At 66.5% G+C, this 24,913-nt stretch carries 17 protein-coding genes and 1 riboswitch; of the genes, 10 read left to right on the forward strand and 7 right to left on the reverse strand.

The genetic code is table 11. The annotated features are described in order from the left end of the window. Positions 1 to 149: 149 nt before the first annotated feature. From MTP16_RS05090 to MTP16_RS05105, 4 genes are all read left to right on the forward strand, one after another. Positions 150 to 440: a LysM peptidoglycan-binding domain-containing protein gene (locus MTP16_RS05090; RefSeq protein WP_243516471.1), complete on the forward strand. Its 291-nt coding sequence runs from the start codon at positions 150 to 152 to the stop codon at positions 438 to 440. Positions 441 to 718: 278 nt separating this feature from the next. After that, a riboswitch (SAM riboswitch) is annotated at positions 719 to 832 on the forward strand. A 389-nt stretch (positions 833 to 1,221) separates the two neighbouring features. Next, the gene (locus tag MTP16_RS05095) at positions 1,222 to 2,601 is read left to right on the forward strand and encodes an O-acetylhomoserine aminocarboxypropyltransferase/cysteine synthase family protein (RefSeq protein ID WP_243516473.1); all 1,380 of its coding nucleotides are present in this window, start codon (positions 1,222 to 1,224) and stop codon (positions 2,599 to 2,601) included. Between the two features lie 263 nt (positions 2,602 to 2,864). Further along, positions 2,865 to 3,893, forward strand: a complete 1,029-nt coding sequence (gene metX, locus MTP16_RS05100) for a homoserine O-acetyltransferase MetX (protein WP_243516475.1) — start codon at positions 2,865 to 2,867, stop codon at positions 3,891 to 3,893. 210 nt (positions 3,894 to 4,103) lie between these two features. After that, positions 4,104 to 5,357: a homoserine dehydrogenase gene (locus tag MTP16_RS05105; RefSeq protein ID WP_243516477.1), complete on the forward strand. Its 1,254-nt coding sequence runs from the start codon at positions 4,104 to 4,106 to the stop codon at positions 5,355 to 5,357. A gap of 103 nt (positions 5,358 to 5,460) precedes the next feature. On the opposite strand, the gene MTP16_RS05110 is transcribed toward MTP16_RS05105, so the two are convergent. Next, on the reverse strand, positions 5,461 to 6,699 hold the full coding sequence (locus tag MTP16_RS05110; protein ID WP_243516479.1) for an alpha/beta hydrolase fold domain-containing protein: 1,239 nt from the start codon (positions 6,697 to 6,699) through the stop codon (positions 5,461 to 5,463). A gap of 30 nt (positions 6,700 to 6,729) precedes the next feature. Beyond that, positions 6,730 to 9,681: an alpha/beta hydrolase fold domain-containing protein gene (locus tag MTP16_RS05115; RefSeq protein ID WP_243516480.1), complete on the reverse strand. Its 2,952-nt coding sequence runs from the start codon at positions 9,679 to 9,681 to the stop codon at positions 6,730 to 6,732. 244 nt (positions 9,682 to 9,925) lie between these two features. Here MTP16_RS05115 and MTP16_RS05120 point away from each other — a divergent pair, with 244 nt between their 5' ends. Beyond that, positions 9,926 to 10,831 (forward strand): S66 peptidase family protein, encoded by a 906-nt coding sequence (locus tag MTP16_RS05120; protein ID WP_243516481.1) that lies wholly within the window; start codon positions 9,926 to 9,928, stop codon positions 10,829 to 10,831. Between the two features lie 146 nt (positions 10,832 to 10,977). Beyond that, positions 10,978 to 12,672 (forward strand): FG-GAP-like repeat-containing protein, encoded by a 1,695-nt coding sequence (locus tag MTP16_RS05125; protein ID WP_243516482.1) that lies wholly within the window; start codon positions 10,978 to 10,980, stop codon positions 12,670 to 12,672. Here the strand turns inward: MTP16_RS05125 and MTP16_RS05130 are convergent. Next, the gene (locus tag MTP16_RS05130; RefSeq protein WP_243516483.1) at positions 12,658 to 12,798 is read right to left on the reverse strand and encodes a hypothetical protein; all 141 of its coding nucleotides are present in this window, start codon (positions 12,796 to 12,798) and stop codon (positions 12,658 to 12,660) included. The genes MTP16_RS05125 and MTP16_RS05130 overlap by 15 nt on opposite strands. Before the next feature lie 50 nt (positions 12,799 to 12,848). On the opposite strand from MTP16_RS05130, the gene MTP16_RS05135 reads away from it, so the two are divergent. Next, the gene (locus tag MTP16_RS05135; protein ID WP_243516484.1) at positions 12,849 to 14,528 is read left to right on the forward strand and encodes an FG-GAP-like repeat-containing protein; all 1,680 of its coding nucleotides are present in this window, start codon (positions 12,849 to 12,851) and stop codon (positions 14,526 to 14,528) included. A 37-nt stretch (positions 14,529 to 14,565) separates the two neighbouring features. Here MTP16_RS05135 and MTP16_RS05140 read toward each other — a convergent pair whose 3' ends face one another. The 4 genes from MTP16_RS05140 to MTP16_RS05155 form a co-directional block, all read right to left on the reverse strand. Beyond that, a complete protein-coding gene (locus tag MTP16_RS05140) occupies positions 14,566 to 15,888 on the reverse strand; it encodes an alpha/beta fold hydrolase (protein ID WP_243516486.1) in 1,323 nt (440 codons plus the stop codon). A 215-nt stretch (positions 15,889 to 16,103) separates the two neighbouring features. Continuing rightward, positions 16,104 to 17,144, reverse strand: a complete 1,041-nt coding sequence (locus MTP16_RS05145) for a M28 family peptidase (RefSeq protein ID WP_243516487.1) — start codon at positions 17,142 to 17,144, stop codon at positions 16,104 to 16,106. A gap of 105 nt (positions 17,145 to 17,249) precedes the next feature. Beyond that, complete coding sequence (gene cysS, locus MTP16_RS05150; protein ID WP_243516488.1) at positions 17,250 to 18,788, reverse strand: cysteine--tRNA ligase; 1,539 nt, start codon at positions 18,786 to 18,788, stop codon at positions 17,250 to 17,252. Between the two features lie 262 nt (positions 18,789 to 19,050). Next, positions 19,051 to 20,247 (reverse strand): endonuclease/exonuclease/phosphatase family protein, encoded by a 1,197-nt coding sequence (locus tag MTP16_RS05155; protein ID WP_243516489.1) that lies wholly within the window; start codon positions 20,245 to 20,247, stop codon positions 19,051 to 19,053. Between the two features lie 183 nt (positions 20,248 to 20,430). Between MTP16_RS05155 and MTP16_RS05160 the strand changes: the two genes are divergently transcribed. The 3 genes from MTP16_RS05160 to MTP16_RS05170 all read left to right on the forward strand — a co-directional run bounded on the left by MTP16_RS05160 (position 20,431) and on the right by MTP16_RS05170 (position 24,853). Then, positions 20,431 to 21,027, forward strand: a complete 597-nt coding sequence (locus MTP16_RS05160; protein ID WP_243516490.1) for a DUF7948 domain-containing protein — start codon at positions 20,431 to 20,433, stop codon at positions 21,025 to 21,027. Continuing rightward, the gene (locus MTP16_RS05165; protein ID WP_243516491.1) at positions 20,978 to 21,211 is read left to right on the forward strand and encodes a T9SS type B sorting domain-containing protein; all 234 of its coding nucleotides are present in this window, start codon (positions 20,978 to 20,980) and stop codon (positions 21,209 to 21,211) included. Before MTP16_RS05160 ends, MTP16_RS05165 begins: the two co-directional genes overlap by 50 nt. Positions 21,212 to 21,331: 120 nt before the next feature. Beyond that, entirely contained in the window at positions 21,332 to 24,853 is a 3,522-nt protein-coding gene (locus tag MTP16_RS05170; protein WP_243516492.1) for a DUF7948 domain-containing protein, read from the forward strand. Positions 24,854 to 24,913: the final 60 nt, after the last annotated feature.

Below are 24,913 nucleotides of genomic sequence, written 5' to 3' on the forward strand. Positions count from 1 at the left end.
GGTCTGCGGTTGCAAACTCGTCGGCTTACGGCGGCTAAGCAAAAGAGTTTAATGCGAAACCCCGCCGGGACCGGCCCGTATATGGGCCCTGTTAGCTGGCTCGCACGTCGGCTACTCCACAATTTTTCTCCATCTTACTGAACTAATCCATGGGACTCTTTGATTTTCTCAGCGACAAAGGCGAGCAAAAACCCGTAGAGCCCGCAGCGAAACCGGCTGCTGGCGGCACTGATTTTTTCGGAAACGCCGCCGACGCCCAACCGGCTACGACCGGCGACTCGTACACCGTGGTGAGCGGTGACTCGCTTTCTAAAATTGCCAAAAACCACTACGGCGACGCCGCCAAGTGGCATCAGATATATGAGGCCAACAAGGCCACAATCGGCGCAAACCCTGACCACATCGAAGTGGGCCAGGTGTTGACGATACCTAGTCTCTAGGTACTTTTTTGCAGAAAAAAGGTGAGAAAAGCCACTCTGTTTCAGGGTGGCTTTTTTGCGTTTATATTAATCATAACCAACTGCCATCCTGAGCGCAGCGAAGGACCTTCTCACGTCAGGAAGCTTTGACGTGAGGAGGTCCTTCGCTGCGCTCAGGATGACAGCTGGCTTGAGCCAGCGAAAAATATTTTTCGCTTTTCGCATTGCCCATCCAAAAATTTCTCCCGTACATTTGCCCTACCAACGCGGTACTCCCTGCTAACGGCGGGAAGTTTCAAGTTTTATACAGAAGCGGCGAGAGACTAGGCTCCCTGACCCGCTGGCAACCATCCTCTGCGAAAGGTGCCAATTCCTACCCACGGCGGCTTCGGCCACCTTGGGGCATATGATTCGAGTGCCATGGAATACTCCGCTGAATCCGCTTTCTTGAACCCGACTGCTCCGGCTGCTTTCCGCGCCGTGGTTTCGGGTTTTTCTGTTTTGGCCCTTGCCGGCCAGCTCCACGCCACGCGCCCGGCACGAATGCGAATGTGCTGTTGCTGCCCGTGTTGTTGCTAAGCTGATTTCAGCTTAGGCTCCCCCTCCCCTCCTTTCTGGATTTTCTGGTGGCTTGCCACGGCCGGCGCGCGCCCTTTTGGGCTCGCGCGGCTGGGTTCGGGCCGCCGCTTCAACACGGGCTATTCGGGGGATTATTACGTCATAAAGCGCTTACCCAAAGCATTTTGGCAAATCCAAACAATTCATCATTACGGGTTTTCAATCCCCCAAACGCAACCGCATCATGTCCGCTCCCTCCCTGCACTTCGAAACGCTGCAACTCCACGCCGGCCAGCAGCCCGACCCCACCACCGGCTCGCGCGCCGTGCCCATTTACCAAACCACCAGCTACGTGTTCAAGAATGCCGAGCACGGCGCCAACCTCTTTGCCCTGAATGAGTTCGGCAATATTTACACCCGCCTGATGAACCCCACCACCGACGTGTTTGAGCAGCGCGTGGCGGCGCTCGAAGGCGGCGTGGCGGCCCTGGCCACCAGCTCAGGCCAGGCAGCTCAGTTTATTGCCCTGAACAACATCCTGCAGGCCGGCGACAATTTTGTAAGCACGGCCTTCCTATACGGCGGCACCTACAACCAGTTCAAGGTGGCATTCAAGCGCTTGGGCATCGAGGTGCGCTTTGCCGATGGCGACAACCCGGCCTCTTTTGAGGAGTTGATTGACGAGAAAACCAAGGCCATTTACCTCGAAACCATTGGCAACCCCAGCTTCAGCATTCCCGATTTTGAGGCCATTGCCGCCATCGCCAACCGGTATGACCTGCCGCTGATTGTGGACAACACCTTCGGCGCGGGCGGCTACCTGTTCCGGCCCCTGGAGCACGGCGCGCACATCGTGGTAGAGTCGGCCACCAAGTGGATTGGCGGGCACGGCACCAGCATCGGCGGCGTGATTGTGGACGGCGGCACCTACGACTTCGGCAACGGCAAATTTCCGCAGTTCACCGAGCCCAGCGAGGGGTACCACGGACTGGTTTTCAATGACGTATTCGGCAAGGGCGGGCCGTTCGGCAACATCGCCTTCATCATCCGGGCCCGGGTGGAGGGCCTGCGCGACTTCGGCCCCTCGCAGAGCCCCTTCAACGCCTTCCAGCTGCTGCAAGGCCTCGAAACCCTGAGCTTGCGCGTGGACCGCACCGTGGAAAACGCCCTGAAAATTGCCACCTGGCTGGAGCAGCACCCGCAGGTAGAAAGCGTGAACTACCCCGGCCTGGCCAGCAGCCCCTACCACCGCCTGGCGCAGAAATACCTGAAGCGCGGCTTCGGTGGCGTGCTGAGTTTCCGCATCAAGGGCAGCAAGGAAACAGCCACGCAATTCATCGACAACCTGAAGCTCATCAGCCACCTGGCCAACGTGGGCGACGCCAAGACGCTCATCATTCAGCCCTCGGCCACCACGCACCAGCAGCTGAGCGAGGCCGAGCAGCTAGCGGCTGGCGTCACGCCCACCTCGCTGCGCCTCTCGGTCGGCATCGAGCACTTCGAGGACATTAAAGCCGACTTGCAAGCGGCATTCGATGCTGTGGGCAACACTGCGACCCAGCCCACTGAGGGTGATGAAGTAGACGAACCCGAGTTGGAGCACGCCCAGCCGCTGGAAGTGTAATTGTTAGTGATTAACGGTTAGTTGGTTCCAAAAGGCCATTGACCACTAACCGTTAACCATTAATCACTAAAAAACTGCCGCTGGCGGGCCACCTCTGGTGGGCCGGCGCCAGCCTCGCTGGCGGCCTAGGTATTTGGCAGCGGTAGAATCGGCCCACGGGCTCACCGACTTTCCTGATTTACAGTTGGAGGAAGTATGGGGGTGAGATACCGATGGTGGGCCTCGTGCGCCGATTCTACTGCTGCTTTTAGTTGTTAGAACCCATGTCAGAACAGTTTTTTTACATCCCCAGCCTGCCTCTTGAAAGCGGAGAGACCTTAGAAGATGCCCGCGTAGCCTACCGCACCTGGGGCCAGCTCAACGAGGACCGCGACAACGTGGTGTGGGTGTGTCACGCCCTCACGGCCAACGCCGACGTGCTGACCTGGTGGCCCGGCCTGGTGGGCCCGGGCTGCTACTACGACCCCGCCGAGTGGTTCATCATCTGCGCCAACGTGCAGGGCTCCTGCTACGGCAGCACCAGCCCGCGCGACCCTGACCCTGCCACCGGGCAGCCGCGTTACCAGCACTTTCCGCGGCTCACTATTCGTGATTTGGTGAAGGCCCATGAGCTGCTGCGGCAGGACCTGGAGCTGACCGACATTCACACGCTTATTGGCGGCTCGTTGGGTGGGCAGCAGGCGCTGGAATGGGCCGTGCAGCGGCCCGATTTGTTCGACCATTTGGTGGTTATTGCCACCAACGCGCGGCATTCGGCCTGGGGCATCGCCTTCAACGAGGCGCAGCGGCTGGCCATTGAGGCCGACCCGACTTACGCGGCCGGCCAGCCCGGCGGGGGCGACGAGGGCCTGCGCGCCGCCCGCGCCATGGCCCTGCTCAGCTACCGCAGCTATTCGGCCTACGCCGAAACCCAGACCGACCCCGACGATGACGAGCTGCCGCGCGAGCACCGCGCCAGCTCCTACCAGCGCTACCAGGGCGACAAGCTAGTGGCCCGCTTCGACGCCTACAGCTACGTGGCCCTGAGCCACAGCATGGACTCGCACAACCTGGGCCGGGGCCGGGGCGGCGTGGCGAAGGCGCTGCGCCGCATTGGCGCCCGTACGCTGGTGCTGGGCATCACGTCCGACGTGCTATTTCCGCTAAGTGAACAGCGGGAGCTGGCCGCGCACATCCCCGGAGCTATGTACGCCGAGTTGGACTCCCGCTATGGGCACGACGGCTTCTTGCTGGAAACCGGGGCCATTACGCACTTTCTGGAACGGTTCTACGCGCCCACGTTCGTGCACTGAGCAACGAGACTCTTGGGCATTAGTTGGATTGTAAAGAAGAATACCTGACTGAGCCAGAAACAGGCTTTTTGAGCACAAAGCGAAGCTATTAAGCACAAAGCGAGGTCAGTCAGCACAAAAGCTAAGTGCCCAGCACAAAACTATTTGCTTGAGCACAAGAGCGGGGCGTGCACTGCAGCTACCCCCCAAGCAAATTTAACGTTACTTAAGATGAATGAAAAGAACCCATTGCGCATCGGCCTGATTGGGTTTGGCTGCGTGGGACAGGGTTTCTACGACATCGTGCAACGGCAGCCAGAACTGAACTTGGCCGTGACGCGCATTGCCGTGAAAACGCCCGACAAGCCGCGCCCGCTGCCGGCCCATCACTTCACTTACCACGCCGATGAGCTGCTGGCTGACCCGGCAGTGGATGTGCTGGTCGAAGTCATCGACGACGCAGCCGAGGCATTTCGGCTGGTGAGCACGGCCCTGCGCCAGAGCCGCCGCGTGGCCACGGCCAACAAGGCCATGCTGGCTCGCCACCTGCCCGAGCTGGTGCAGCTGCAGGCCGAGTTTGGCGGCACGCTGCTGTATGAGGCAGCCGTGTGCGGCAGCATTCCGGTGGTGCGCACACTCGACCAGTATTTCAGCCACGAGCCGCTGCACGCCCTCAGCGGCATCTTCAACGGCTCCTCTAACTACGTGCTGACGCGCATGAGCGAGGACGGCTCGGATTACGCGGCGGCCCTAGCCGAAGCCCAGTTGCAGGGCTTCGCCGAAACCGACCCGGCCCTGGACATGGGCGCCTTCGACCCTCGCTCCAAGGCCGTGCTTCTGGCCGCTCACGCCTACGGTGTTTTCTTGGAATCTGACGCCGTACTGAACCTGGGCATTGAAGGCATCTCAGCGGCTGATATTGCTTATGCAGCGTCGCAGGGGCAGAAAATCAAAGTAGTGGCCAGCCTCAGCCGCCTGCCCAGCGGCCACCTCACGGCCCTGGTGACGCCGCAGCTAGTGGGGCCGGAATCACCGCTCTACGGGGTGGAGCGGGAGTTCAACGCCGTGGTGCTAGATGCGGAATTCGCCGGCACGCAATTCTTGCAAGGGCGCGGCGCGGGCGGGCACCCCACCGGCTCGGCCGTGCTGGCCGATGTGCTGGGCCTGCGGCGCGGCCTGCGCTACCAATACGCCAAACAGGCCGCTGCGCCCGCCGTGCAACTCACTCACGGCCTGGAACTGGACGCCTACGTGAGCCACCCCGACGCCGGCGTGCTGCGCGAGGTGCTGACCTGGCTGGAGCTGCCCACTGAGGCCCTAGCTTCCACCGAAGCGGGCGGCGCTTACGCCACCGGTCCAGTGGCGGTGCAGCAGTTGTGGGCCTGGCGCCGCGAGCTGCGAGCCAACGGCGTGTTTGTGGCCCGCGTGGGCGAGGCGCGCGTAACCGCGCTGGTAACCGAAAAGGCGGCAACTGGTTGGGCGTAAAAGCACGTGTACCCCGAAGCTCCTGCTTCGGCTCGGCAGAACATCAACTGTTCAACGCGAGCCGAAGCAGGAGCTTCGGGGTACACGTGCTTACGGGTACTCCCTACTTGAACTCGATACGCACGGGCACTTGCCCAGGGAATTTCAATAAGTAAATCCCCGCCTTGAGCGAACCGCGTAGCACGGAGAGGTCGCGAGTGCTGACCGGGTTGATGGTGCGCACCACGCGGCCGGCGGCGTCCAGCAGCTGGGCTTCGGTCAGGTTCACCCAGGCCTCGGGCAGCTGGATGCGAATGGCCGCGTCAGCTGGGTTGGGGTAGGCTTGGGCGGCGGGCTGGGTAGTAGCCACGGAGCGGGCGGCCAGCGTGGTACCGGCCTGGGCCAGTGCCGGCCGCAGGAAGTCACGGATGGCGCGGAAGGTGGTATCGGCGTAAGCCGTGTTGCTTTCGAAGGGAATGTGGCCGGCGCGCGAGAGGCGCACCAGCGTGCTGCGGATGCCCACCTGCGTGGCGCGCGGATGCAGGCGCCCACTGCCGTACACGTACTTGGGCGGCAGCAGCGAGCCCACCCGGCCCTGCAGGTAGGGCACGGTGCCATCAGAAGTGCCGTGCACGCTCAGCAGGGGCGCGTTGCCGGCCTCGATGACGCTGGGCTGCTCGGTGGCCCCGCTCAAGTTGAGCACGGCCAGCACGGCGCTGCTGTAACCGGGGTTGCCGCTGTTGCCCTCGATGCCGCCCAGGCTGTTGAGGCCCACATAAGCAGGCACTTCCGTGGCTTTGTCAATATAGCCTGCCGAGAGGGCCATGAAGGCGCCAGCCGACGAGCCGCCCACCACAATGTAGCTGGGCTGAATGCGGTAGGTATTCGTGGTGGCCGCGTCGCGGCGGAAAAAGCGCACGGCGGCGCGCATGTCCTGCATGCCGCGAATGGCCGCCTGGGCCACGCCCACCGTGTCGGCAGCAGGCGGCGGAAAGCCGGTGATGGGGAAGCCCAGGCGGTACTCGATGCTGGCCGTGACGTAGCCCAGCCGGGCCAGCTGGGTGCACACGTTCACCATGTAAGCATCGGTCTTGGAGCCCGTGATGAAGCCGCCCTGGTGGGCAAAGATGATGACCGGGCGCCGGGCCAGCACGTCGCCGGTGGGCTGGTACACGTCCATGGTCAGCGCCTGGGTGCTGCCGGTGTAGGTGGTGGCCGAGCCGTAGGTGACGTTCGACGTCACGGTCACGTTCGGAAAAATGGGCCGGTAGTAGCGCCCGCCGGTGGTGTCGATGAACGTCTGGGCCCGGGCGGCCGGCACGGCGGCCAGCAGCAACAGCAGGATGCGGAGAATGAATTTCATAAGGTTACAAATTACGTCATTGACAAGGGTTTATTCCACCACCACGCGGCGCACCAGCGCCGTGCCGGCCACCGTGAGGTGCAGCTGGTACACGCCCGGCGCCAGGCCGCGCACGCTCACCTCACCAGCCAACTGCTGGCCGGCCGTTGCCAGCTGGAGGCGACGCACCGTCTGGCCCAGAACGTTCGTTAACTCAGCCACCACCGGTGCAGCGGCCCCGGCCGGCAGCGGCAACGCCACTTGGAAGCTGCCCGAGGCCGGGTTCGGCCACACCTGCAGCCCGGCGGCCAGGGCCTGCGCGGGCGAGGCAGCCAGCACACCGGCCGCGCTCAGCTCCAGGGCGAAGCGGCCGGGGGCCGTGGTGCCGGCCAGCGTGAAGGCGTAGCGGGTGCCGGCGGCCAGGGGCGTGCGGGTGCCCGTCAGCCCATCGGTCAAAGCGAAGGCGCCGGGGGCATAGTTGGCTAGCTGGTCGGCCGTGAGCACGTAGGCGCCCGGGCTGGGCACGTCCACGGCGAGCGGGATGGTGGTGGGTGCCCCCACCATCGGCAGGCCGTTGATGGCCAGCGGCTGGCCGGCGGCCACGGTGGACAGGTTCAGGCCGCTGGGGTTGGACAGCTTGACGGCATCGAAGGCGGCATCGACGCCGCTGGTGGCGCCGGCTTGCTGGTACAGGTAGGCCTCGTCGGCAGCGGCCGGGGTGGCCGCGGCGGCCAGCGTGAGGCGCAGCTGCGGCCGGGTATCGGCAGTGGAGCGCTGTACCGTGGCCGTGTTAGCAACATTAAAGTTGGTGATGCGGGCGCTCACGGGCATGGTGAGCGTGACAGGCGACGCGCTTAAGGAACGCACAAAGAACCCCTGCCCCAGTGGAATGGTGGCTCCCACGCTGCCCATACCGTTCACGTAGGTGCGGTAGTTGCCGGCGTACTGGGCGGTGCTCACGAAGATGTACATCGCACCGCTCATGCCACTGGGCACGGGCACGGCATCCCAGCTCATGGCCGAGGCAAAGGGGTTACCGACCAGGTGCCAGCCGGCGGTGGGCGTGGCGGCCGGGGCCAGCGTCACGGCAATGTCTTCGTTGTTGCGGGTGAGGGGGCCGTTCAGGTCCAGCGTCTGGCCGGCGGTGATGTTCAGGATGAAGCCCCGGCCGCGGTCGAAGCCGGTGAGGGAGCCGCCGGGAGCCACGGGCACGGCCCAGCCCTTGTCGAACTCCGAGTAGCTGGTGGCCGGCGAGGTGAGGGCCCGGGACTGGTCGTAAACGTAAACGTTGGGGAAGGGCGTTACCAAATCGGGCCGGGCGGCGGTGTTATAGGCCGGGTTGAACTCGGGCGTGAAGGCGGGCGCATTCACGCTTGTCAGGCCCCCAAAATCAAACGGCAAGGCCAAGTGGCGGTAGCCCAGGCCGGAGTTCACGCGGGGGTCGAGGTAGCGCTGAAACGAAAGGCTGCTCCGCAGCGTGGCCGCGCCGGGCGTGGCCAGGGCCGTGCCCGTGGGGCCCGATAGCAGCACCAGCGCCCGGCTGTTGAGTACGTGCCCGCTGGTGGGCAGGAAACGCTGACTGATGCTTAAGTCTCTGGTCAGCTGCACGGTGAAGGGGACGGGCACGTTCACCTCAAACTCGCGCACCTGAACGGGCAGGCCCAAACCGGTGATTTGGTTGCCGGTGCCGGTGTAAGCGTAGCTGGCATCGGGGCTGAAGGTGCGCGCGCCCGTGTTGCGAATGGCACCCGTGGCGCCGCTGGCGCTGATGCCGTCGGGGTCGCAGATGCGCAGCATGGCGCCGGCCTGCAGGTCGAAATTGCCGGGTCCATCTACCACGAAGCAGCTGGTGTTCAGGGTGCCGGCTGCTTGGCCGCTCTGGCCGCGCACCACCAACGTGCCGTACACCGTCACGTTGCCGCTGAGCGTGGCCGTGCCGCTGTTGATAGTAATGTCCTGGTAAGAGCCCCCGGGCACGAACTGATTAGTGTTGATAACCAGGCTAGGCAGCGCCGTCGCGAAGGGCGCCAACAGCGGGCGCAGGAAGGCGCGCATGTCGCGGTACACCGTGTCGGCATAAGCCAGGCCGGCGGCGCTGGTGCTCTCGAAGGGCACGTGCCCGGCCTTGCTGAAGCGGCGCAGCTGGTTGGGCACGCCAATGCTGGTGGCGTAGGGGTTGAGGCGGCCGCTGCCGTACACGTACTTGGGCGGCAGCAGTGAGCCCACCCGGCCTTGCAGGTAAGGCACAGTGGCGTCGGAAGTGCCGTGGGCGCTGTAGAGAGGCGCGTTGCCGGGCTCGATGACGCCGGGCTGCTCAGTGGCCCCGCTCAGGTTGAGCACGGCCAGCGGGAAGCTGTTGTAGCCCGGGTTGCCGCTGGTTCCCTCGATGCCGCCCAGCGCGGCTAGGCCCACGTAGGCGGGCACCTCGCTGGCCTTGTCGAGGTAGCCCACTTCCAGCGCCGCAAAGGCCCCGGCCGACGAACCGCCCACCGCGATGCGGCTGGCGCTGGCGCGGTACAGGTTGGCGCCGGCCGCGTCGGCCCGGAAAAAGCGCACGGCCGCGCGCAAATCCTGCATGCCCCGGATGGCGGCCTGCGCCACGCCCACGGTGTCGCGGGCGGGCGGCGGGAAGCCGGTGATGGGGAAGCCCAGCCGGTACTCAATGCTGGCCGTGACGTAGCCCAGTTTCGCAAACTGGGTGCACACCTTCACCATGTAGGCGTCGGTGCGCGAGCCCGCCACGAAGCCGCCGCCGTGGGCAAAAATGATGACCGGCCGCTCGGGGCTGGCGTCGCCGGTGGGCTGGTAGATGTCCATCAGCAGGGTTTGGGTGCCGCCCAGGTAGTTCACGGCCGAGCCGTAGACCACGTTCGGCGTCACGGTCACGTTCGGAAACACCGGCTGAAAGAAGCGCCCGTTAGTGGTGTCAAGGGGCGCTTGGGCCGCGGCCCGCTGCCAGGTGCCCAGCACCAGCAGCAATACCCATAGTAAAGAAGCCTTCATAGAAATGCAGGTTAGATTGAAGAAACAGATTGAGCCAATGGGCTGACGTAGAAACGGGGCGCAGGGTTGGGCAGCGGGTGGAGCCCCCGTTTCGAAGGTACGGCATGCGTTATTTGCAGCCGCGTCGCCCGCACCACCCAGGGCCTGGGCCTGCCCCCGCCCGTTGTTGAACGACCTCGTTGTAAGGGCGCCAACGTCCGGGTGGGGGCCCGCCCCGCCCCTACCTCTATCAATCCATTTCCCCATGTCCGTCCATTTCCCTCCCGCCCTTCAAGCCGGCCAGCGCGTGGCCCTTGTGTCGCCCGCCCGCAAAATCTCGGCCGCCGAGCTGGCGCCCGCCATTGCCACCCTCGAAAGCTGGGGCTTCGAAGTGGTGCTCGGCGAGAGCATTGCCGGCGACTTCCACCAGTTTGCCGGCAATGACGACCTGCGCCGCGCCGACTTCCAGCGCCAGCTCGATGACCCCACCATCCGCGCCATCCTCTGCGCGCGGGGCGGCTACGGCACCGCCCGCATCGTGGACGGGCTCGACTTCACCGCCTTCCGGGCCGCGCCCAAGTGGGTGGCCGGCTTCTCCGACGTCACCGTGCTCAACAGCCACTTGCTGGCCTTGGGCTACGCCAGCATCCACGGCGTGATGCCGGTGCTGTTTCACCAGGAAGACGGCGAGCTGGCGCTGGAAACCCTGCGCCGGGCGTTGTTCGGCGAAGCCTTTCAGCCCATCGCCGCGCCGGCCCACGTCCTCAACCGGCCGGGCACCGCCACCGGCGCACTGGTGGGCGGCAACCTCAGCCTGCTCCAAACCATCACGGGCACGGCCTCGCAGGCAGGCTTCGCGGGTCGCATCCTGTTTCTGGAAGACTTGGACGAGTACCTCTACCACGTCGACCGCATGATGCTGCACCTGCACCGCTCCGGGCAGCTGGCCGGCCTGGCCGGGCTGGTGGTGGGCCACTTCTCCCAAATGCGCGACAACGCCATTCCCTTCGGCGTCACGGCCGAGGAAATCATCGACCGCTACGCCCGGATGTACGACTTCCCGGTGGCCTACAACTTCCCCGTAGGCCACGAGGCCGACAACCTGGCCCTGGTGGTGGGCCAGACCGTGACCCTGACGGTGGACGACGCAGGGGGCCGGCTGACGGCCTAAGCGCCTGGGCGAAAGCATCGGTTTCCTTCCGTCGTGGCGGCCCAAATGGTCAGTACCTGGCGCAGGCTTGCGACGGCCTCACCGCGTTACCTAGGCCGCGTGCGGATTGTAGCTTTGGGTTTCCCTGCTTCTTTTACCTGCTGCATATGGCCCTTTCTACTCTTCTAAATATGCGCTTGCTGGCGGCCGGCGCCCTGCTGGCCGCGGCGGGCCCGGCCAGTGCCCAGGCGCCCACCATCATCGGCCTGAGCCCGGCGGCCAACACCGCCGCCCTGCCCCGCACCGGGGCCCTCACCGTCACGTTCAGCCAGCCGCTCACGGCCGCTTCGGCGGGGGCGCTGCGGGTGTACGGCAACCAGCGCGGCGGCCTGCGCACGCGGGGCACCACGCCCGCGGCGGTGCTGGGCCCCGCCCTCAGCTTTGCGCCCGGGCCCCGGCCCTACCTGCCCGGCGAGGAAGTGCAGTACACCGTGACGCGGGCCGCCACCAGCACGGGCGGCGCGGCCTTGGCCCGGCCGTGGGTGGGCCGGTTCACGGCGGCCGTTTCGGGCCCCGGCAACGGCCACTTCGGCCCCACCGCCACCACCTGGGTAGACGGCACCCCCTACAACGTGGCCCTGGGCGACGCCGACAACGACGGCGACCTCGACCTGTTTGTGTGCATGGCCGGCTCCGTCGACGTGCTGCTGCGCCTCAACGACGGCAAGGGCCACTTCGGCGGCGGGCAGCGCGTGTCGGGCGGGTACAACCCCTCGGCCTTGGTGCTGGCCGACGTGAACGGCGACGGTTGGCTCGACCTGCTGGCCGTAAACTTCCTGAGCCAGAACGTAACCGTGAGCCTCAATGACGGGCGGGGCGGCTTCGGCAATGCCCGCAGTGCCTCCGCCGGCGCGCTGCCCCTGGCCTTGGCCGTGGCCGACCTCGACGGCGACGGCGACCTCGACCTGGCCATTGCCAACGGCGGCGTACGCACCGTGAGCGTGCGCATGAACGACGGAACCGGCGCCTTTTCCGGCACCCAAGACCTGCCCACCACCGGCCAGGGCGACGGCGTTGCTCTGGGCGACGTGGACCAGGACGGCGACGTAGACCTGGTGGCGCTCGACAGTTTCGGGGCCACGGCCGACGTGTTTCGCAACGACGGCAGCGGCACCTTTGGCCCCCTGACCACCACGCCCATTGCCCGCGACCCGCGCAACGTGGCCCTGGTGGACGTGGACCACGACGGCGACCTGGACCTGCTGGCCAACAGCGAGGCCGGCCAGGCCCTGAGCGTGCGCCTCAACGACGGCACCGGCAACTTTGGCGGGGGGCAGGACGTGCCCCTGGGCTTCAACAGCTGGCGGATGACCATCGGCGACCTGAACGGCGACGGCCACCCCGACGCCGCGGTGGTGTGCCCCAACGACAGCGTGGTGAGCGTGTGCTTCAACGATGGCGCGGGCCGGTTTGACGCCCCTTTGCACCTGCCCATGGGCCATAGCCCCTACGGCGTGGCCACCGCCGACGTGGACGGCGACGGCGACCTCGACCTGGTGGCCGCCAACTTCAGCGGCGCCGGCCTGGTGAGCGTGCGCCTCAACGAGTACCTGGCTCCGGAGCCCACCGCCCCCACCACCGGGCCCCTGGAGCTCTACCCCAACCCCACCGCCGGCTCGTTCCGCGTGCTCAGCCGCGAGCCCGATGCCCCGGTGCGTGTGTTCAACAGCGCCGGCCGCCAGGTGCTGGCCGCCCGCACCAACGCCACGGGCGCGGCCACCCTGCTGCTGCCCACCGACCTGGCCCCCGGCCTCTACCTGGTGAAGGCGGGGGCCCACACCCAGCGCCTAGTGGTAGAATAAGCCACCGTCACAGCTGCCGAGGCGTTGGGCCATGCCCGGGTGGCCGCCCGCTACGGTCACCCGCCCGCCGAGGCCCCACTGTGGCAGGGCCGTATTGCGCGCCGGCCGGGGCAAGGCCGGCGTCATTACTGCGGGAAAAGAGGTAGCTTAGTGTCTCATCCTTAGCCTCCTTTCCCATGCAACACCCCTACTCCCGGCCGGCTCGCGCCGCCGCCTTCGTCTTGCTGTGGCTGCCGGCCGTGCCGGCCAGCGCCCAGGCCCCCTCCCTCGTGTCCCTCACGCCGCCGGCCAACGGGACCAGCGTGGCGCGCAACGCCCCGGTGGTGGCCAACTTCAGTCAGCCGGTAGGCGGGGGAGCGTCTGGGGCCCTCAAGGTGTTTAGTAGCCAGCGGGGCGGCCAGCGGGCCGGAGGGGCGGCCACGCTGGTCGGCAATACCGTCAGCTACGCGCCCCTGCCCTACGGCTTCCAGCCCGGCGAAACCGTGTTTGTGAGCCTGACCACGGCTTCGGCCGCGGTGAGCGGCGCCCTGGCCGTGCCCCGCGTGCAGCAGTTCACGGCGGCCGTGGGGGGCACCGGGCAGGGCAACTTCGGCGGCGGCAGCGACCTGCCGCTTCCGGTGGCGGTGTCGTCGGTGGTGGCCGGCGATGTGGACAACGACGGCGACCTCGACTTAGTGGTGGGCATGAACTCGTCGGCGGGCGTCAGCCTCTACCTCAACACCGGCACCGGCACCTTCTTGCCCGGCGCCGAGGTGGGCATGGGCAGCAACGTGGTGGCGGCCTACCTGGCCGACGTGAACGGCGACGGCCAGCTCGACCTGGTGTCGGTGGGCGGGGGTGGCTACTACGTGGTGGTGCGCCGCAACGCCAACGGCAGCTTCGTCAACAACCAGCTCGGGCTTGGCTTCCAGGTGGCGGTTCAATCCCTGGCCTTGGCCGACGTGGACGCCGACGGCGACCTCGACATGGTGCTGGCCTTGCGCAACGGCACGGTGACCGTGAGCACCAACAACGGGCAGGGGGCCTTCGTGCAGGGCTCGCAGGTGGCCACGGGCGTACAGCCCGGCCGGCTGGCGCTGGCCGACGTGGACGCCGACGGCGACCTCGACCTGCTGGTGCCAGCCCCCCTGGGCAACGTGGTGAGCGTGCACCGCAACGACGGCACGGGCAGCTTTGGCAGCGGCACGCTGGTGACCGTGGGCACCGCCCCCCAGACCGTGGCGCTGGCCGACGTGGATGCCGACGGCGACCTCGACCTGCTCACGCCCAACCTCAGCAGCCGCAGCGTGAGCCTGCGCCTGAACGATGGCACCGGCCGCTTTGGGGGCGGCACCGAGCTGGCCCTGCGCAGCGCGCCCGCCGACTTGGCCGTGGGCGACGTGAACGCCGACGGCCGCCCCGATGTGCTGGCCACTGGCGCCGGCAGCGTGGGCACAAGCGTGCTGCTGAACACCGGCACCGGCAGCTTTGGGCCAGCCAGTGCCGTGGCCTTACCGCAGCCCGGCGTCGGCCTGGCCCTGGCCGACGTGGACGCCGATGGCGACCTCGACCTGCTCACCGCCCACGCGGGCACCAGCAGCGTGAGCGTGCGCCTCAACGGCCCCGCCTCCCCGCTGGCCACCGCCGGGGCCGCCAGGGCCGCCGCCCTCCAAGCCTTCCCCAACCCCGCCACCGGCCGGGTGCAACTGGTGCTGCCGCCCGGCGCTACCGCCGCCAAGCTGCTCGACGCCTTGAGTCGCGTAGTGCGCACGGTGCCCGCCCCGGCTGGCACGGCCACCCTCGACGTAGCCAGCCTGCCGGCGGGCCTGTATCTGGTGCGCGCCGCCGGCCAAGCGGTGAGGCTGACGGTGGAGTAGGCCACCCGCCCTTTTAGCTTGGTGGCGGGTGGCTGGATTACGGCCGGCCCAGGAATTCCAGCACCGCCGCGTTGAACACGGCCGGGTCTTCCTGCGGGGCGTAGTGCGTGAGGCTGGGCAATATCTTCACCTCGCCCTTGGGAATGCTGCTGGCGATGAGGCGGGTGTGGGCCGGCTGAATCAGGTCTTTCTCGCCGGCCAGCACCAGCGTGGGGGCCGATATGCCGGCCAAGTCGGTGGCCTTCATGCGTGGGTAGTCGAGCAGCAGCGTCATAAGCGGGCGCACCTTGCGGGCCTGCTTGTTGACGGGGTAGAGCAGGGTGGTCAGGGTTTTGCCTTTGTGCACCTCTTTCAGGGTGGCGGGCGTTACGGCCAGGGTGTCGGCCCAGAGGTTGGCGCCCATGGTCACGAGTTTTTTTACCTGCTGGGGGTGGTGCAGGGCCAGGCTGAGGCCGGTATTGCCGCCATCGCTCCAGCCCACCACGTGGGCGGCCGGGATGTTCAGCGCCTTCAGCAGCGCGCTCATGTCGTCGGCGAAGAGGTCGTAGGAGAGGGTTTGCTTGCCGTTGGTGCTCTGGCCCTGGGCGCGGGTATCCACGGCAATGACCTGGTAGTGCTTGGCCAGTTCGGGAATCTGGGCGGTGAAGGCCGAAATGGACTGGCCGTTGCCGTGCAGCAGCAGCAAGGGCTCGCCGGTGCCGTAGGTTTCGTAGTAGAGCTTGATGCCGTTGAGGGCCACGGTGTGGCCAGCGGCGGCGTTGCGGCCGTAGTTCACCACGCCCTGGCCCGTGATTTCGAGAAAGTGGTTGCCGGCCGGCTCCTGCGCCACGCGGTAGCGGTAGGCATCGTTGAGCGCCAGGGGTCGCCAGCCGTTGGGAAAGCCGTTCGCACTATCAGCACGGGCGGCCTCAAAGTCGCCGTTGAGCAGCGGCACAGACTGCCACTGGTTTTTACCGCTGGCTACTTCCAGCTTAAAATCGTCATAGCCAAAGGTGCCGTTGAGGTACACGTTGGCGTTGATGGTAAGCTGCGCGGCCGTTTTGGGCAGCGTGCCGGTGAGGGCGAAGGTGCGCCACCGGCCGTCGCGCCGCTTGGCCCGCATCTGGCCGGGCTTGCTCATGCTCAGGTATTTCTTGTTTTTATCAAACGTCACGGCGAAAACGTTAGCATCGGCGCTGTCGCCAGCGGGCGCCTCCACCTTCATGCGGGCCGAGAGGCGGTAGGGCTTGCCGGCGTAGGGCTGCACATCCGCCCGCTGCCGGAAGTAGAACACGGGGCTGACCTGGGTTTTGAGCTTGGACTGGGCGGCGGCGGGCAGGCAGAAAGCCAGCAGCGTGAGGAGAATGGCGAGGTGTTTCAAGAAAGAGAAAGGAATGGATGAGCTTGATAGATACAAAAAAAGGCCGGCTGGTTGCCCAGCTGGCCTTTTTGCTTACTTATTTCACGGATGACTGGGCGACGGCCACTCCGGTCCGACCGCCCTAGGCGGTCCGACCGGTCATCTTTGTTTATCGGAACGTGGTTGCTTCGACCGGTAGGACCGCCTAGGGCGGTCCTACCGGGGCAGACGCTGGCTCAGTCCACGTACAGCACCTGCGTCATGGTCTGGCCTACGGCCTTGAGCGTCTTGCGGTCGATGATGCTCATGTTGTCGGTGGTGGCGTGGTGGTAGGCCGGGAAGTAGTCGTTGCCGTAGCTGGGGTGGTCGTAGATGTCCAGCGTCGGAATGCCGGCCTTGTTAGTGTACACGTGGTCATCGGTGATGCCGCCGGTGTCCTGAAACAGGAAGAAGTCGGAGTAACCCAGCGTGGCGGCCGTGTTCCAGATTTTGTCGAGCGGGCCGCGGGCGTAGGTGCGCGAGGTTTCTTCGCGGGTGAAGGTGCCGCCCTTGGCACCCACCATATCCAGCAGCACGCCGTACTCGGCCTTGTAGTTGGCGGGCAGCAGGTTCTTGGTCCAGTACTGCGAGCCCAGGCACCAGGAGTCGGTGCCGCTGCCGTCGAGTTGGTTTTTCAGGTCCTGCTGGGTGGTGTCGTCGTGGCCCCAGTCTTCGGCGTCGAAGAAGATGAAGTCCACGCCCACATTGGGGGCCAGCGAATCGGGCTGCTGGCCGAGCACGCGGGCCATTTCCATGGCCACGGCCACGGCGCTGGCGCCGTCGGAGGCGCCATCCATGGGGGCGTTTTTCTTCTTTGGGTCTTTGTCGTTGTCGGCGAAGGGCCGGGTGTCCCAGTGGCCGAAGATGGCCACGCGCCGCGCCGCCGTGGGCTGGTATTGCGCAATGATATTGCGGCAGCGGATGTTGGTGCCGTCAAACGTCATCGCGCTGAAGGGCTGCTCCATCACCTTCAGGCCGAAGCCCTTCATCTTGCGCACTATCCAGTCGCCGCAGGCCACGTGGGCCTTGGAGTTGGGCACGCGCGGCCCGAAGCTCACCTGCTTGGCCGTGAAGGCGTAGGCCGAGTCGGCATTGAACACGGGGGCCTTGGGCAGTTTGGGCGCGGCCGGGGCATCGGTGGTGGCCGTTTCGGTGGTTTTGGTTTTGTCCGGGCAGCCTGTGAGAACGAGCAGGCCGGCCAGCGCGGCCAAGGGAAGGCGAAGAGAGCGGAAGTTCATGCGGCGTGCAATGCGGCGCGGACGGTGGGCCTCACCCCCCGGCCCCCTCTCCCGGAGGAGAGGGGGAGCCTGGCAAATGTTTCGATTAATGAATTGGTGCTAAAGTTACTCCTCACTATAGGCCCACTCCACGCCGGCCTTGGTGTCTTTTATCACGATGCCCTGGCCTTTGAGGGCGGCCCGAATCTGGTCTACTTTGTCGTAGGCCTTGTCGGCTTTGGCTTCGCTGTAGAAGCCCAGCGTGAGGGCCAGCAACTCTTCCACGTTGGCGCGGGGCTCGTCGCTGAGGCCCAGCACGTCCTGCACGAAGGTGCGGTAGGTGCCGGCCGCCTGCGCCAATGCTGCAGGGCCCACTTCGGCCAGCGCGGCGGGGTTGGCAGCCAGCGTGTTGAAACGCTTCAGTAGGTCGAACAACGCGGCCACGGCGCGGGGCGTGTTCAGGTCGTCGTTGAGAAACTCGGCGGGCTTGGCGGCCAGCGCCAGCAATTGGTGGGCTGGCGAGTTGGCGGGCTGGTGGGTTGTTGCTGTGGCTTCTTCAGCCGCTACTTCACCCGTCCGCTCATCCACCAATCCACCAATCCACTGCTCCACCAAGCGCAGGCCGTTCATCAGCTTGCGGTAGCCTTTGCGGGCGGCCTGCAGGGCGTCGTCGCTCACGTCCACGGGCGAGCGGTAGTGGGCCTGCAGCAGGAAGAAGCGCACCACCATGGGCGAATAGCCGAAAGCCAGCGGCCCGGTCGGGCCCTTGAACATGTCGCCCAGCAACACGAAGTTGCCCAGGCTCTTGCTCATCTTGGTGCCGTTCACGGTTATCATGTTGTTGTGTACCCAGAAGCGGGCCTCGTCGGTGTGCGAGTGGCTGCCCTGGCTTTGCGCAATCTCGCACTCGTGGTGCGGAAACATCAGGTCGAGGCCGCCGCCGTGGATGTCGCTCAGGTCGCCGAGGTACTTGCGGCTCATGGCCGAGCACTCCAGGTGCCAGCCGGGGAAGCCCTCGCCCCAGGGCGAAGGCCAGCGCATGATGTGCTCGGGCGAGGCCTTTTTCCACAGGGCAAAGTCCAGCGGGCTGCGTTTCTCGCTCTGGCCCTCCAGGTTGGCGCGGGTGCCGGCCAGCTGGTCCTCAATGCTGCGGTTCGAGAGCTTGCCGTAGCGCTTGCCTTCCTCGTTGTACTTGGGCACGTCGAAATACACCGAGCCGTTGACCTCGTAGGCCAGGCCGTTGTTGATGATTTCCTCGATGACCTGAATCTGCTCGATGATGTGGCCGCTGGCCTGGGGCTCGATGTCGGGCGGCAGGCAGCCCAGGCCCAGCATGTGCTGGCGGTAGCGGTTGGTGAAGTGCTGGGCCACCTGCATGGGCTCGATGCGGGCCGCGCGGGCGGCTTTTTCCATCTTGTCCTCGCCGGTATCGGCGTCGCTTTCGAGGTGGCCCACGTCGGTGATGTTGCGCACGTAGCGCACCTGATAGCCCAGGTGGCGCAGGTAGCGCGTCAGCACGTCGAACACCACCGGGCCGCGGGCGTTGCCCAAATGGGCTTCGCTATACACCGTGGGGCCGCACAGGTACACGCCCACCTGGGGCGCGTGCAGGGGCTGGAATTCTTCTTTCTTGCGGGAGAGAGTATTATAGAGCGAAAGCGACATGGTGCAAAGGTAGCGGCAGGAAAACTCCCCTCCTCAGATGAGGAGGGGATGTTCGAGCCAAAGGCGAGAACGGGGGTGGTTGAACCGGTTGAACGAAGCCAGAACAGGCGCTAACGCGGTTTGTGGGCCAGCCGTTCGGTGGGTGTGCATCGAAAGTGTAGGGGTAGTACTGCGGGGCGTGCGGGTTTCATTCAACGGAATCAACTACCCCCGTTTTTGCTGCGCAAAAACTCCCCTCCTCATCTGAGGAGGGGAGTCCCGTTCAATGGCGCAACCGGTACAGACTCTCCACCGGAAAATGGTCGCTCCATTTCATTTCGCGGTGCACCTGGCAGCCCAGCACTTCCCATTGCTTAGAAGCAAACTGCTGGTCGATGCGCAGGCCGGGCAGGCGGCCGTTGTAAGTGGCCCCGATGCCCAGGCCCACCGTGGCCCAGGCGTTTTGCAGGTGGTCGGCCAGCTGGTCGTAGGGGTAGGAATAGGGCAGGTCGTTGAGGTCGCCGGCCAGCAGCACGGGGTAGGGCGAGCGGCGCACGCGGGCCAGCACGGTGTCGACTTGGGTGCCGCGGGCCACGGCCCCGTTGCGGAAACGGCGCAGCAGGTTGGGCGCCTTCTGGCGCAGGCCGGCGCGGCTTTCGGTGGCGGCCGCGATGTCGGCGTCGGCCATGCTCATGCTTTGCAGGTGCAGGTTAAACACGCGAATGGTGTCGGGGCGGCCGCGGCCGGTGCGGGCGGCGGGGCGCACCACGTCGGCCCACATGGCGTGGTTCTGCGAGATTTTGCCAAACGTTATAGTGCCGCGCCGCACAATGGGAAAGCGCGAAAAAATGGCCAGCCCGAACTCTGAACCCACCTTATTGGTGAGCGTGACGGACACGAACGAGTGCCGCCCACTGCTGCGCCCCAGAAATTCCTCGGCGCGGAAAATGTCTTTGTCGTTGCGCGAGCCGTGGGGCTCGTTGTAGAACTCCTGCAGGCACAGCACGTCGGCCGGGCTGGTGGCCAGCCAGCGAATCAGCCCCGTGGAGGAGGCATTGTTGGGCTCGCGCAGCTGGGCATACACATTAAAAATACGCACGTTGGCCGACAGCAGCGACACCTCATTGGGGTGCACCGCGAAGAACTGCGAGCGGGGCAGCGCCACCTTCGGCAACGGCACGGGGCGGCCCTCGGCGGGGGTTTCGCCCTGCATTTCGGGCGCCACAAAGTGCAGCGCCAGCCCGCGCTGCACGTGCGGCCAGGTGAGGGCCAGCGCCGCAATGGGCAGCACGGCCACCCGCCAGTTTCGCCGCAGCCAGTACAGGGCCAGCAGCAACGTGCACCCCAGCGCCACCGGCGTGGTGAGCGCCCCAAACACCACCGGCCAGAAGGCCGCCGCGGGCACCTGCTCGCAGCCAATGGCCAGCAGCAGCCACCCCAAGGTGAGCAAGGTAAGTTTGAAAGCGAAAGAGCGGCGCACAGCACTAAAAAAGAGCGCGCAAAGGTAGCGGCCCCAGCCGAAGGCCGCGGCGATGCCGGACCGCAAGCATCTTTATTGGCATGAGCCGAATTCTACTTTTTGCGCTGCTCATGCTGGCCAGTGGACTCGTCCGCAGCAGCATGGCCACTCCCCACCCACCGGCCAGCGCCTCCCTGGCTTTTTATGAGAACAAAGGCCAGTGGCCCGCCGCTGCCCGGCGGCACGCTGTTCATCGAGCCGGCCGGCTTCGTGTACTCCCTGCGCGACTCGGCCGCCCGGCCGCAGCACGGGGCGCCGGCCGCCACCGCCGGCCGCGGCCAAGCCTACGCCGTGCGCTTTAAGGGCGCGACGGCCGCAGCGCTGCGCGGGGCCAAGCAGCTGCCCGTTCTCCGCAGCTACTACCTCGGCTCCGACCCCAGCCGCTGGGCCACGGGGGTGCCGGGCTTCCGGCAGGTGCACTACGCCGACGTCTGTCCCGGCGTCGACGCGACGCTGTATGAAAACGACCGGCAGCGGCTGGAATACGCCTTCGCGGTGGTGCCCGGCGCCCGGCCCGGCGCCATTGTGCTGCGCTACGACGGCGCCACCGGCCGGCCGCATCCAGCGGCCGGCCGTGCCCTGCGCCTTTGTGCTGCACGACAACCGGCGGAACTTCCGACTCGGCACCTACGACCAAGCCTACTTTGTGGACGTGGACGCCGCCGGCAGCGTGGTGGTTACCGACCCGTTGGTGCCCAACATCATCACCCCCAACGCCGACGGACAGAACGACTTTTTTGAGCAGCGCTTTTCCTGCTTGCCGGTGCAGCTGCGGGTGTACTCGCGCTGGGGCCAGGAGGTGTTTCGGGCCGAAGAATACGCCAACGACTGGAACGCGGCCGGGGTACCAGCGGGCATCTATTACCTCGTGTTGCGCGACACGGCCGGGCGCCGCTACCGGGGCTGGCTGGAAGTGGTGAAGTAAGTACCACCAACTTCGCACGAATTTTGCGCAAGTGCCGTTCGGGCAAACACCGGGACGGGCGCGGGCCGTGGCGCCGCCTCCAGGTTTTTTTTCTTTATCATTCTGCCTTTTGCTGCTTCTATGCCCGTACCTTTTCGCGTGGTTGGCCGGTGCTTTCTCGCAACGCCGCTGTTCTTTTTTGCACTGCTCTCGGCCCAGCCCGGCCGGGCCGCTGGCACCGAGCCCGGCAGCCCTAGTCTGGAGTTCATTCAGAACCAGGGCCAGTGGGCCAGCCCGGTGCGCTACGAAGCGGCCCTGCCGTCGGGCCGGCTGTTTGTGCTGCGCAATGCCCTCACCTACACCTTCGTGGACCCGGCCCTGCTGAGCCACCACCACAGCACGGGCAAGGCGGGGGCCCCGTCGGCGGCGCAGCCCGTGGGCGCGGCAGCCCACGCCTACACCGTGCATTTTGAGAAAGCCAACGCGCGCCCCCGCCTCACGGCCGAGACGCGCACCGAGGGCGAGCGCAACTACTTTGTAGGCAACGACCCCAAGCGCTGGGCCAGCCACGTGGCGGCCTACCGCCGGCTGCGCTACGAGGAGCTCTGGCCCGGCATCGGCCTCACGCTGTACGAAAACCGCCAACAGCACTTGGAGTACGACGTGCTGCTGGCCCCGGGCGCCAACCCCGCCCGCGTGGCCCTGCGCTACGACGGCGCCAGCGGCCTCGCCCTGGACGCGGCCGGCAACCTGGTGGTGAAAACCACCGTGGCCACCGTGACGGAAAGCGCCCCGCAGGCCTGGCAAACCGATGCTGCCGGCCGGCGCCAAGCCGTGCCTTGCCGCTTTGTGCTCACGGGCACCACCGTGACCTTCGCCCTGGGCAGCTACGACCGCACCCGCGCCCTCACCATCGACCCGTCGGTGCAGTTCTCGACCCTTACCGGCTCGGCGGCCGACAACTGGGGCTTCACGGCGACTTACGATGCGGCCGGCAACCTGTACTCCGGCGGCATTGCTTTCGGGCCGGGCTACCCAACCACCAACGGCGCCTACCAGACCACCACCAGCAGCCTGGAAGACATGGCGTTTATCAAATACAACACCGCCGTGACGGGGTCGTCGGCGCGGGTGTGGGCCACCTACCTGGGCGGCAACAGCGCCGACTTTCCGCACAGCCTGGTGGTGAACGGCCAGAACGAGCTGGTGATTCTGGGCAGCACGTCTTCGCCTAATTTTCCGACGACGGCCGGCGCAGCGCAGCGCACCTTTGGCGGCGGCACGGGCCTCAACCCCTTCAACGCCCCGATTACTTCGTCGCAGTACATGATGCCCAACGGGTCCGACCTGGTGATAGCGCGCCTCAGCGCCGCTGGCAGCGCGCTGCAGGCCAGCACCTACCTGGGCGGGGCCGGCAACGACGGGGTGCAGCGCGGCGGCTCGCAGCTGGCCGTGAACTACGGCGACGTGTTCCGTGGCGACGTGCTGCTGGACGGAACCGGCAACGTGTACATTGCCTCCAACACCACCTCGCGCAGCATCCCGCTGCTGAGCAACGGCTTCAACCTGGCATCGGCAGCGGGCGGCGATGCGCTGGTGGTGAAGCTGAACCCCAACCTGACGGCCGTGCTGTGGGGCGGCTACCTGGGCGGCTCGGGCGAAGACGCGGCCTACTCCATCCAGCGCGACGCGCAGGGCCGGGTGTACGTGAGCGGCGGCACCACCTCGCCCACGCTGCCGGCCACAACCGGCGCCTACCGCGCCGGCCCGCAGGGCGGCACCGATGGCTTCGCGGCCCGCATCAGCGCCGACGGGCGGACGCTGGACCGGGTGACGTACATCGGCACGAATAGCTACGACCAAGCGCATTTTCTGCAGCTCGACGCGGCCGGCAACGCGTATTTATTTGGGCAAACCATGGGGCAGTTTCCGGCCACGCCGGGCCTGTACGGCAGCCCCAACGGCACGCTCTTCATTCAGAAGCTCAACCCCGACCTGACGGCCAGCATCTACAGCACGGCCTTTGGCAGCCGCGGCGGCAACCCGGTGGGGCCCAACATTGTGCCCACGGCTTTTCTGGTCGACGACTGCGAGCGGGTGTACGTGAGCGGCTGGGGCGGCGAAGACAACGACCTGGGCAACTGGCTGGGCGGCAGCACCTTCGGCCTCCCCTCCACGACCAACGCCGTGCAGCGCGCCACCGACGGCTCCGACTTTTACCTGGCCCAGTTTGCGGCTGGCATGACGGGGCTGGAGTACGCCACCTTTTTCGGGCAAATTGGCGGCGGGGCCGAGCACGTGGACGGCGGCACCTCGCGCTTTGACAAGCGCGGCGTGGTGTACCAGGCCATGTGCGCCAGCTGCGGCGGCGGCCAGGGCTTTCCCGTGCTGCCCGATGCCGGCACCTACACCACCCGCAACGGCAGCGCCAACTGCAACAACGGCGCCTTCAAAATGACCTTCGACAAAATCACGGCCGACCCCGGCCCGCGCCGCTACGTGTGCGTGGACGGCGGAGCCGTGACGCTGGGCGGCACGCCCACGGGCGGCACCTGGAGCGGGCCCGGGGTACAGGCCGTGGCGGGCGGCGGCTACCGGTTTGTGCCCGCCGCGGTGGGCCCCGGCCAGTACAACATTACTTACTCGGTGGCTTCCACGGGCATTTGCGTGAGCACCCGCAGCGTGCGCTACGTGGTGGCGCCGCCCGTGGCCCCGGCCATGGCGGTGGTGCCGCCGCAGTGCACGGCGGGCGCCAGCGTGGCGCTGACGGCCCAGCCCGCGGGCGGCACCTGGAGCGGGCCCGGCATGAGCGGCAGCACGTTCAACCCCGCGGCGGCGGGCCCGGGCACGCACACCATTACCTACACCGTGAGCGACTCGCTGGGCTGCGGCGTGACCTCCCGGCAGGTGGTGGTGACGCGCCCGCCCACCGCCACGCCCGGCCGCGACACCACCCTGTGCGCCGACCAGCGCCAGCCCTTCCAGCTGCGCGGCTTCGCGCCGGCCGGCGGCGTGTGGAGTGGCCCCGGCGTATCGGCCAGCGGCTATTTCACGCCGCCCAACACCAACAACCGCGGCGGCGTGTTCACCCTCACCTACACCGTGACGGAAGGCCCTTGCCAAACGCAGGTGCAGCGCACGGTGGTGCTGGCGCCCACCTCCACCCAAAACGTGGATTTGAACCTGCCCGTGTGTGCTGCCCTGCCGCAGTACGCCGGCCTGGCCCCCTTCAACTGCCTGCTGACGCCGGTGCTGCTGGCGCCCAAGGCCACGTACCGCTGGGACTTTGGCGACGGGCAGACGAGCACCGAGGCCACCCCCACCCACCTCTATGAAAAGCCCGGCTCCTACCGCGTGCAGCTACAGGCCCGCTACGGCAACTGCGAGGTGCTCACTGGCTTCGCGCCCGTGGAGGTGGGCGAAGTGCTGGTGCCCAACATCATCACGCCCAACGGCGACAACCTGAACCAGACCTTCAAGCCGCGCATCGGCTGCCTGCCCGCCTCGCTGGAAGTGTATTCGCGCTGGGGCCAGCGCGTGTACCAGGCCAATGAGTATAAGTATGATTGGGACGCCAGCGGCCTGCCCGACGGCATCTACTACTACCTGCTGCGCGACACCGACAACCGCCAGGTGAAGGGCTGGGTGGAAGTGCGCCGCTAGCAGGCCGCGGGCCGGGCGGCGGTTCCTCTTTTTGGGCCTTTATCTTTACCAGAACGATGT

This window comes from Hymenobacter monticola (assembly GCF_022811645.1).
In the GTDB taxonomy this organism is placed as follows: Bacteria; Bacteroidota; Bacteroidia; order Cytophagales; family Hymenobacteraceae; genus Hymenobacter; species Hymenobacter monticola.

What these genes read in the sequence shown, in the direction of transcription:
- MTP16_RS05120 (WP_243516481.1), top strand. Translation starts at nt 9,926, where the DNA reads ATGTCCGTCCATTTCCCTCCCGCCCTTCAAGCCGGCCAGCGCGTGGCC.
- MTP16_RS05115 (WP_243516480.1), bottom strand. Translation starts at nt 9,681, where the DNA reads ATGAAGGCTTCTTTACTATGGGTATTGCTGCTGGTGCTGGGCACCTGG.
- MTP16_RS05130 (WP_243516483.1), bottom strand. Translation starts at nt 12,798, where the DNA reads ATGACGCCGGCCTTGCCCCGGCCGGCGCGCAATACGGCCCTGCCACAG.
- MTP16_RS05170 (WP_243516492.1), top strand. Translation starts at nt 21,332, where the DNA reads ATGCCCGTACCTTTTCGCGTGGTTGGCCGGTGCTTTCTCGCAACGCCG.
- metX (WP_243516475.1), top strand. Translation starts at nt 2,865, where the DNA reads ATGTCAGAACAGTTTTTTTACATCCCCAGCCTGCCTCTTGAAAGCGGA.
- MTP16_RS05095 (WP_243516473.1), top strand. Translation starts at nt 1,222, where the DNA reads ATGTCCGCTCCCTCCCTGCACTTCGAAACGCTGCAACTCCACGCCGGC.
- MTP16_RS05090 (WP_243516471.1), top strand. Translation starts at nt 150, where the DNA reads ATGGGACTCTTTGATTTTCTCAGCGACAAAGGCGAGCAAAAACCCGTA.
- MTP16_RS05105 (WP_243516477.1), top strand. Translation starts at nt 4,104, where the DNA reads ATGAATGAAAAGAACCCATTGCGCATCGGCCTGATTGGGTTTGGCTGC.
- MTP16_RS05160 (WP_243516490.1), top strand. Translation starts at nt 20,431, where the DNA reads ATGAGAACAAAGGCCAGTGGCCCGCCGCTGCCCGGCGGCACGCTGTTC.
- MTP16_RS05125 (WP_243516482.1), top strand. Translation starts at nt 10,978, where the DNA reads ATGGCCCTTTCTACTCTTCTAAATATGCGCTTGCTGGCGGCCGGCGCC.
- MTP16_RS05145 (WP_243516487.1), bottom strand. Translation starts at nt 17,144, where the DNA reads ATGAACTTCCGCTCTCTTCGCCTTCCCTTGGCCGCGCTGGCCGGCCTG.
- MTP16_RS05135 (WP_243516484.1), top strand. Translation starts at nt 12,849, where the DNA reads ATGCAACACCCCTACTCCCGGCCGGCTCGCGCCGCCGCCTTCGTCTTG.
- cysS (WP_243516488.1), bottom strand. Translation starts at nt 18,788, where the DNA reads ATGTCGCTTTCGCTCTATAATACTCTCTCCCGCAAGAAAGAAGAATTC.
- MTP16_RS05110 (WP_243516479.1), bottom strand. Translation starts at nt 6,699, where the DNA reads ATGAAATTCATTCTCCGCATCCTGCTGTTGCTGCTGGCCGCCGTGCCG.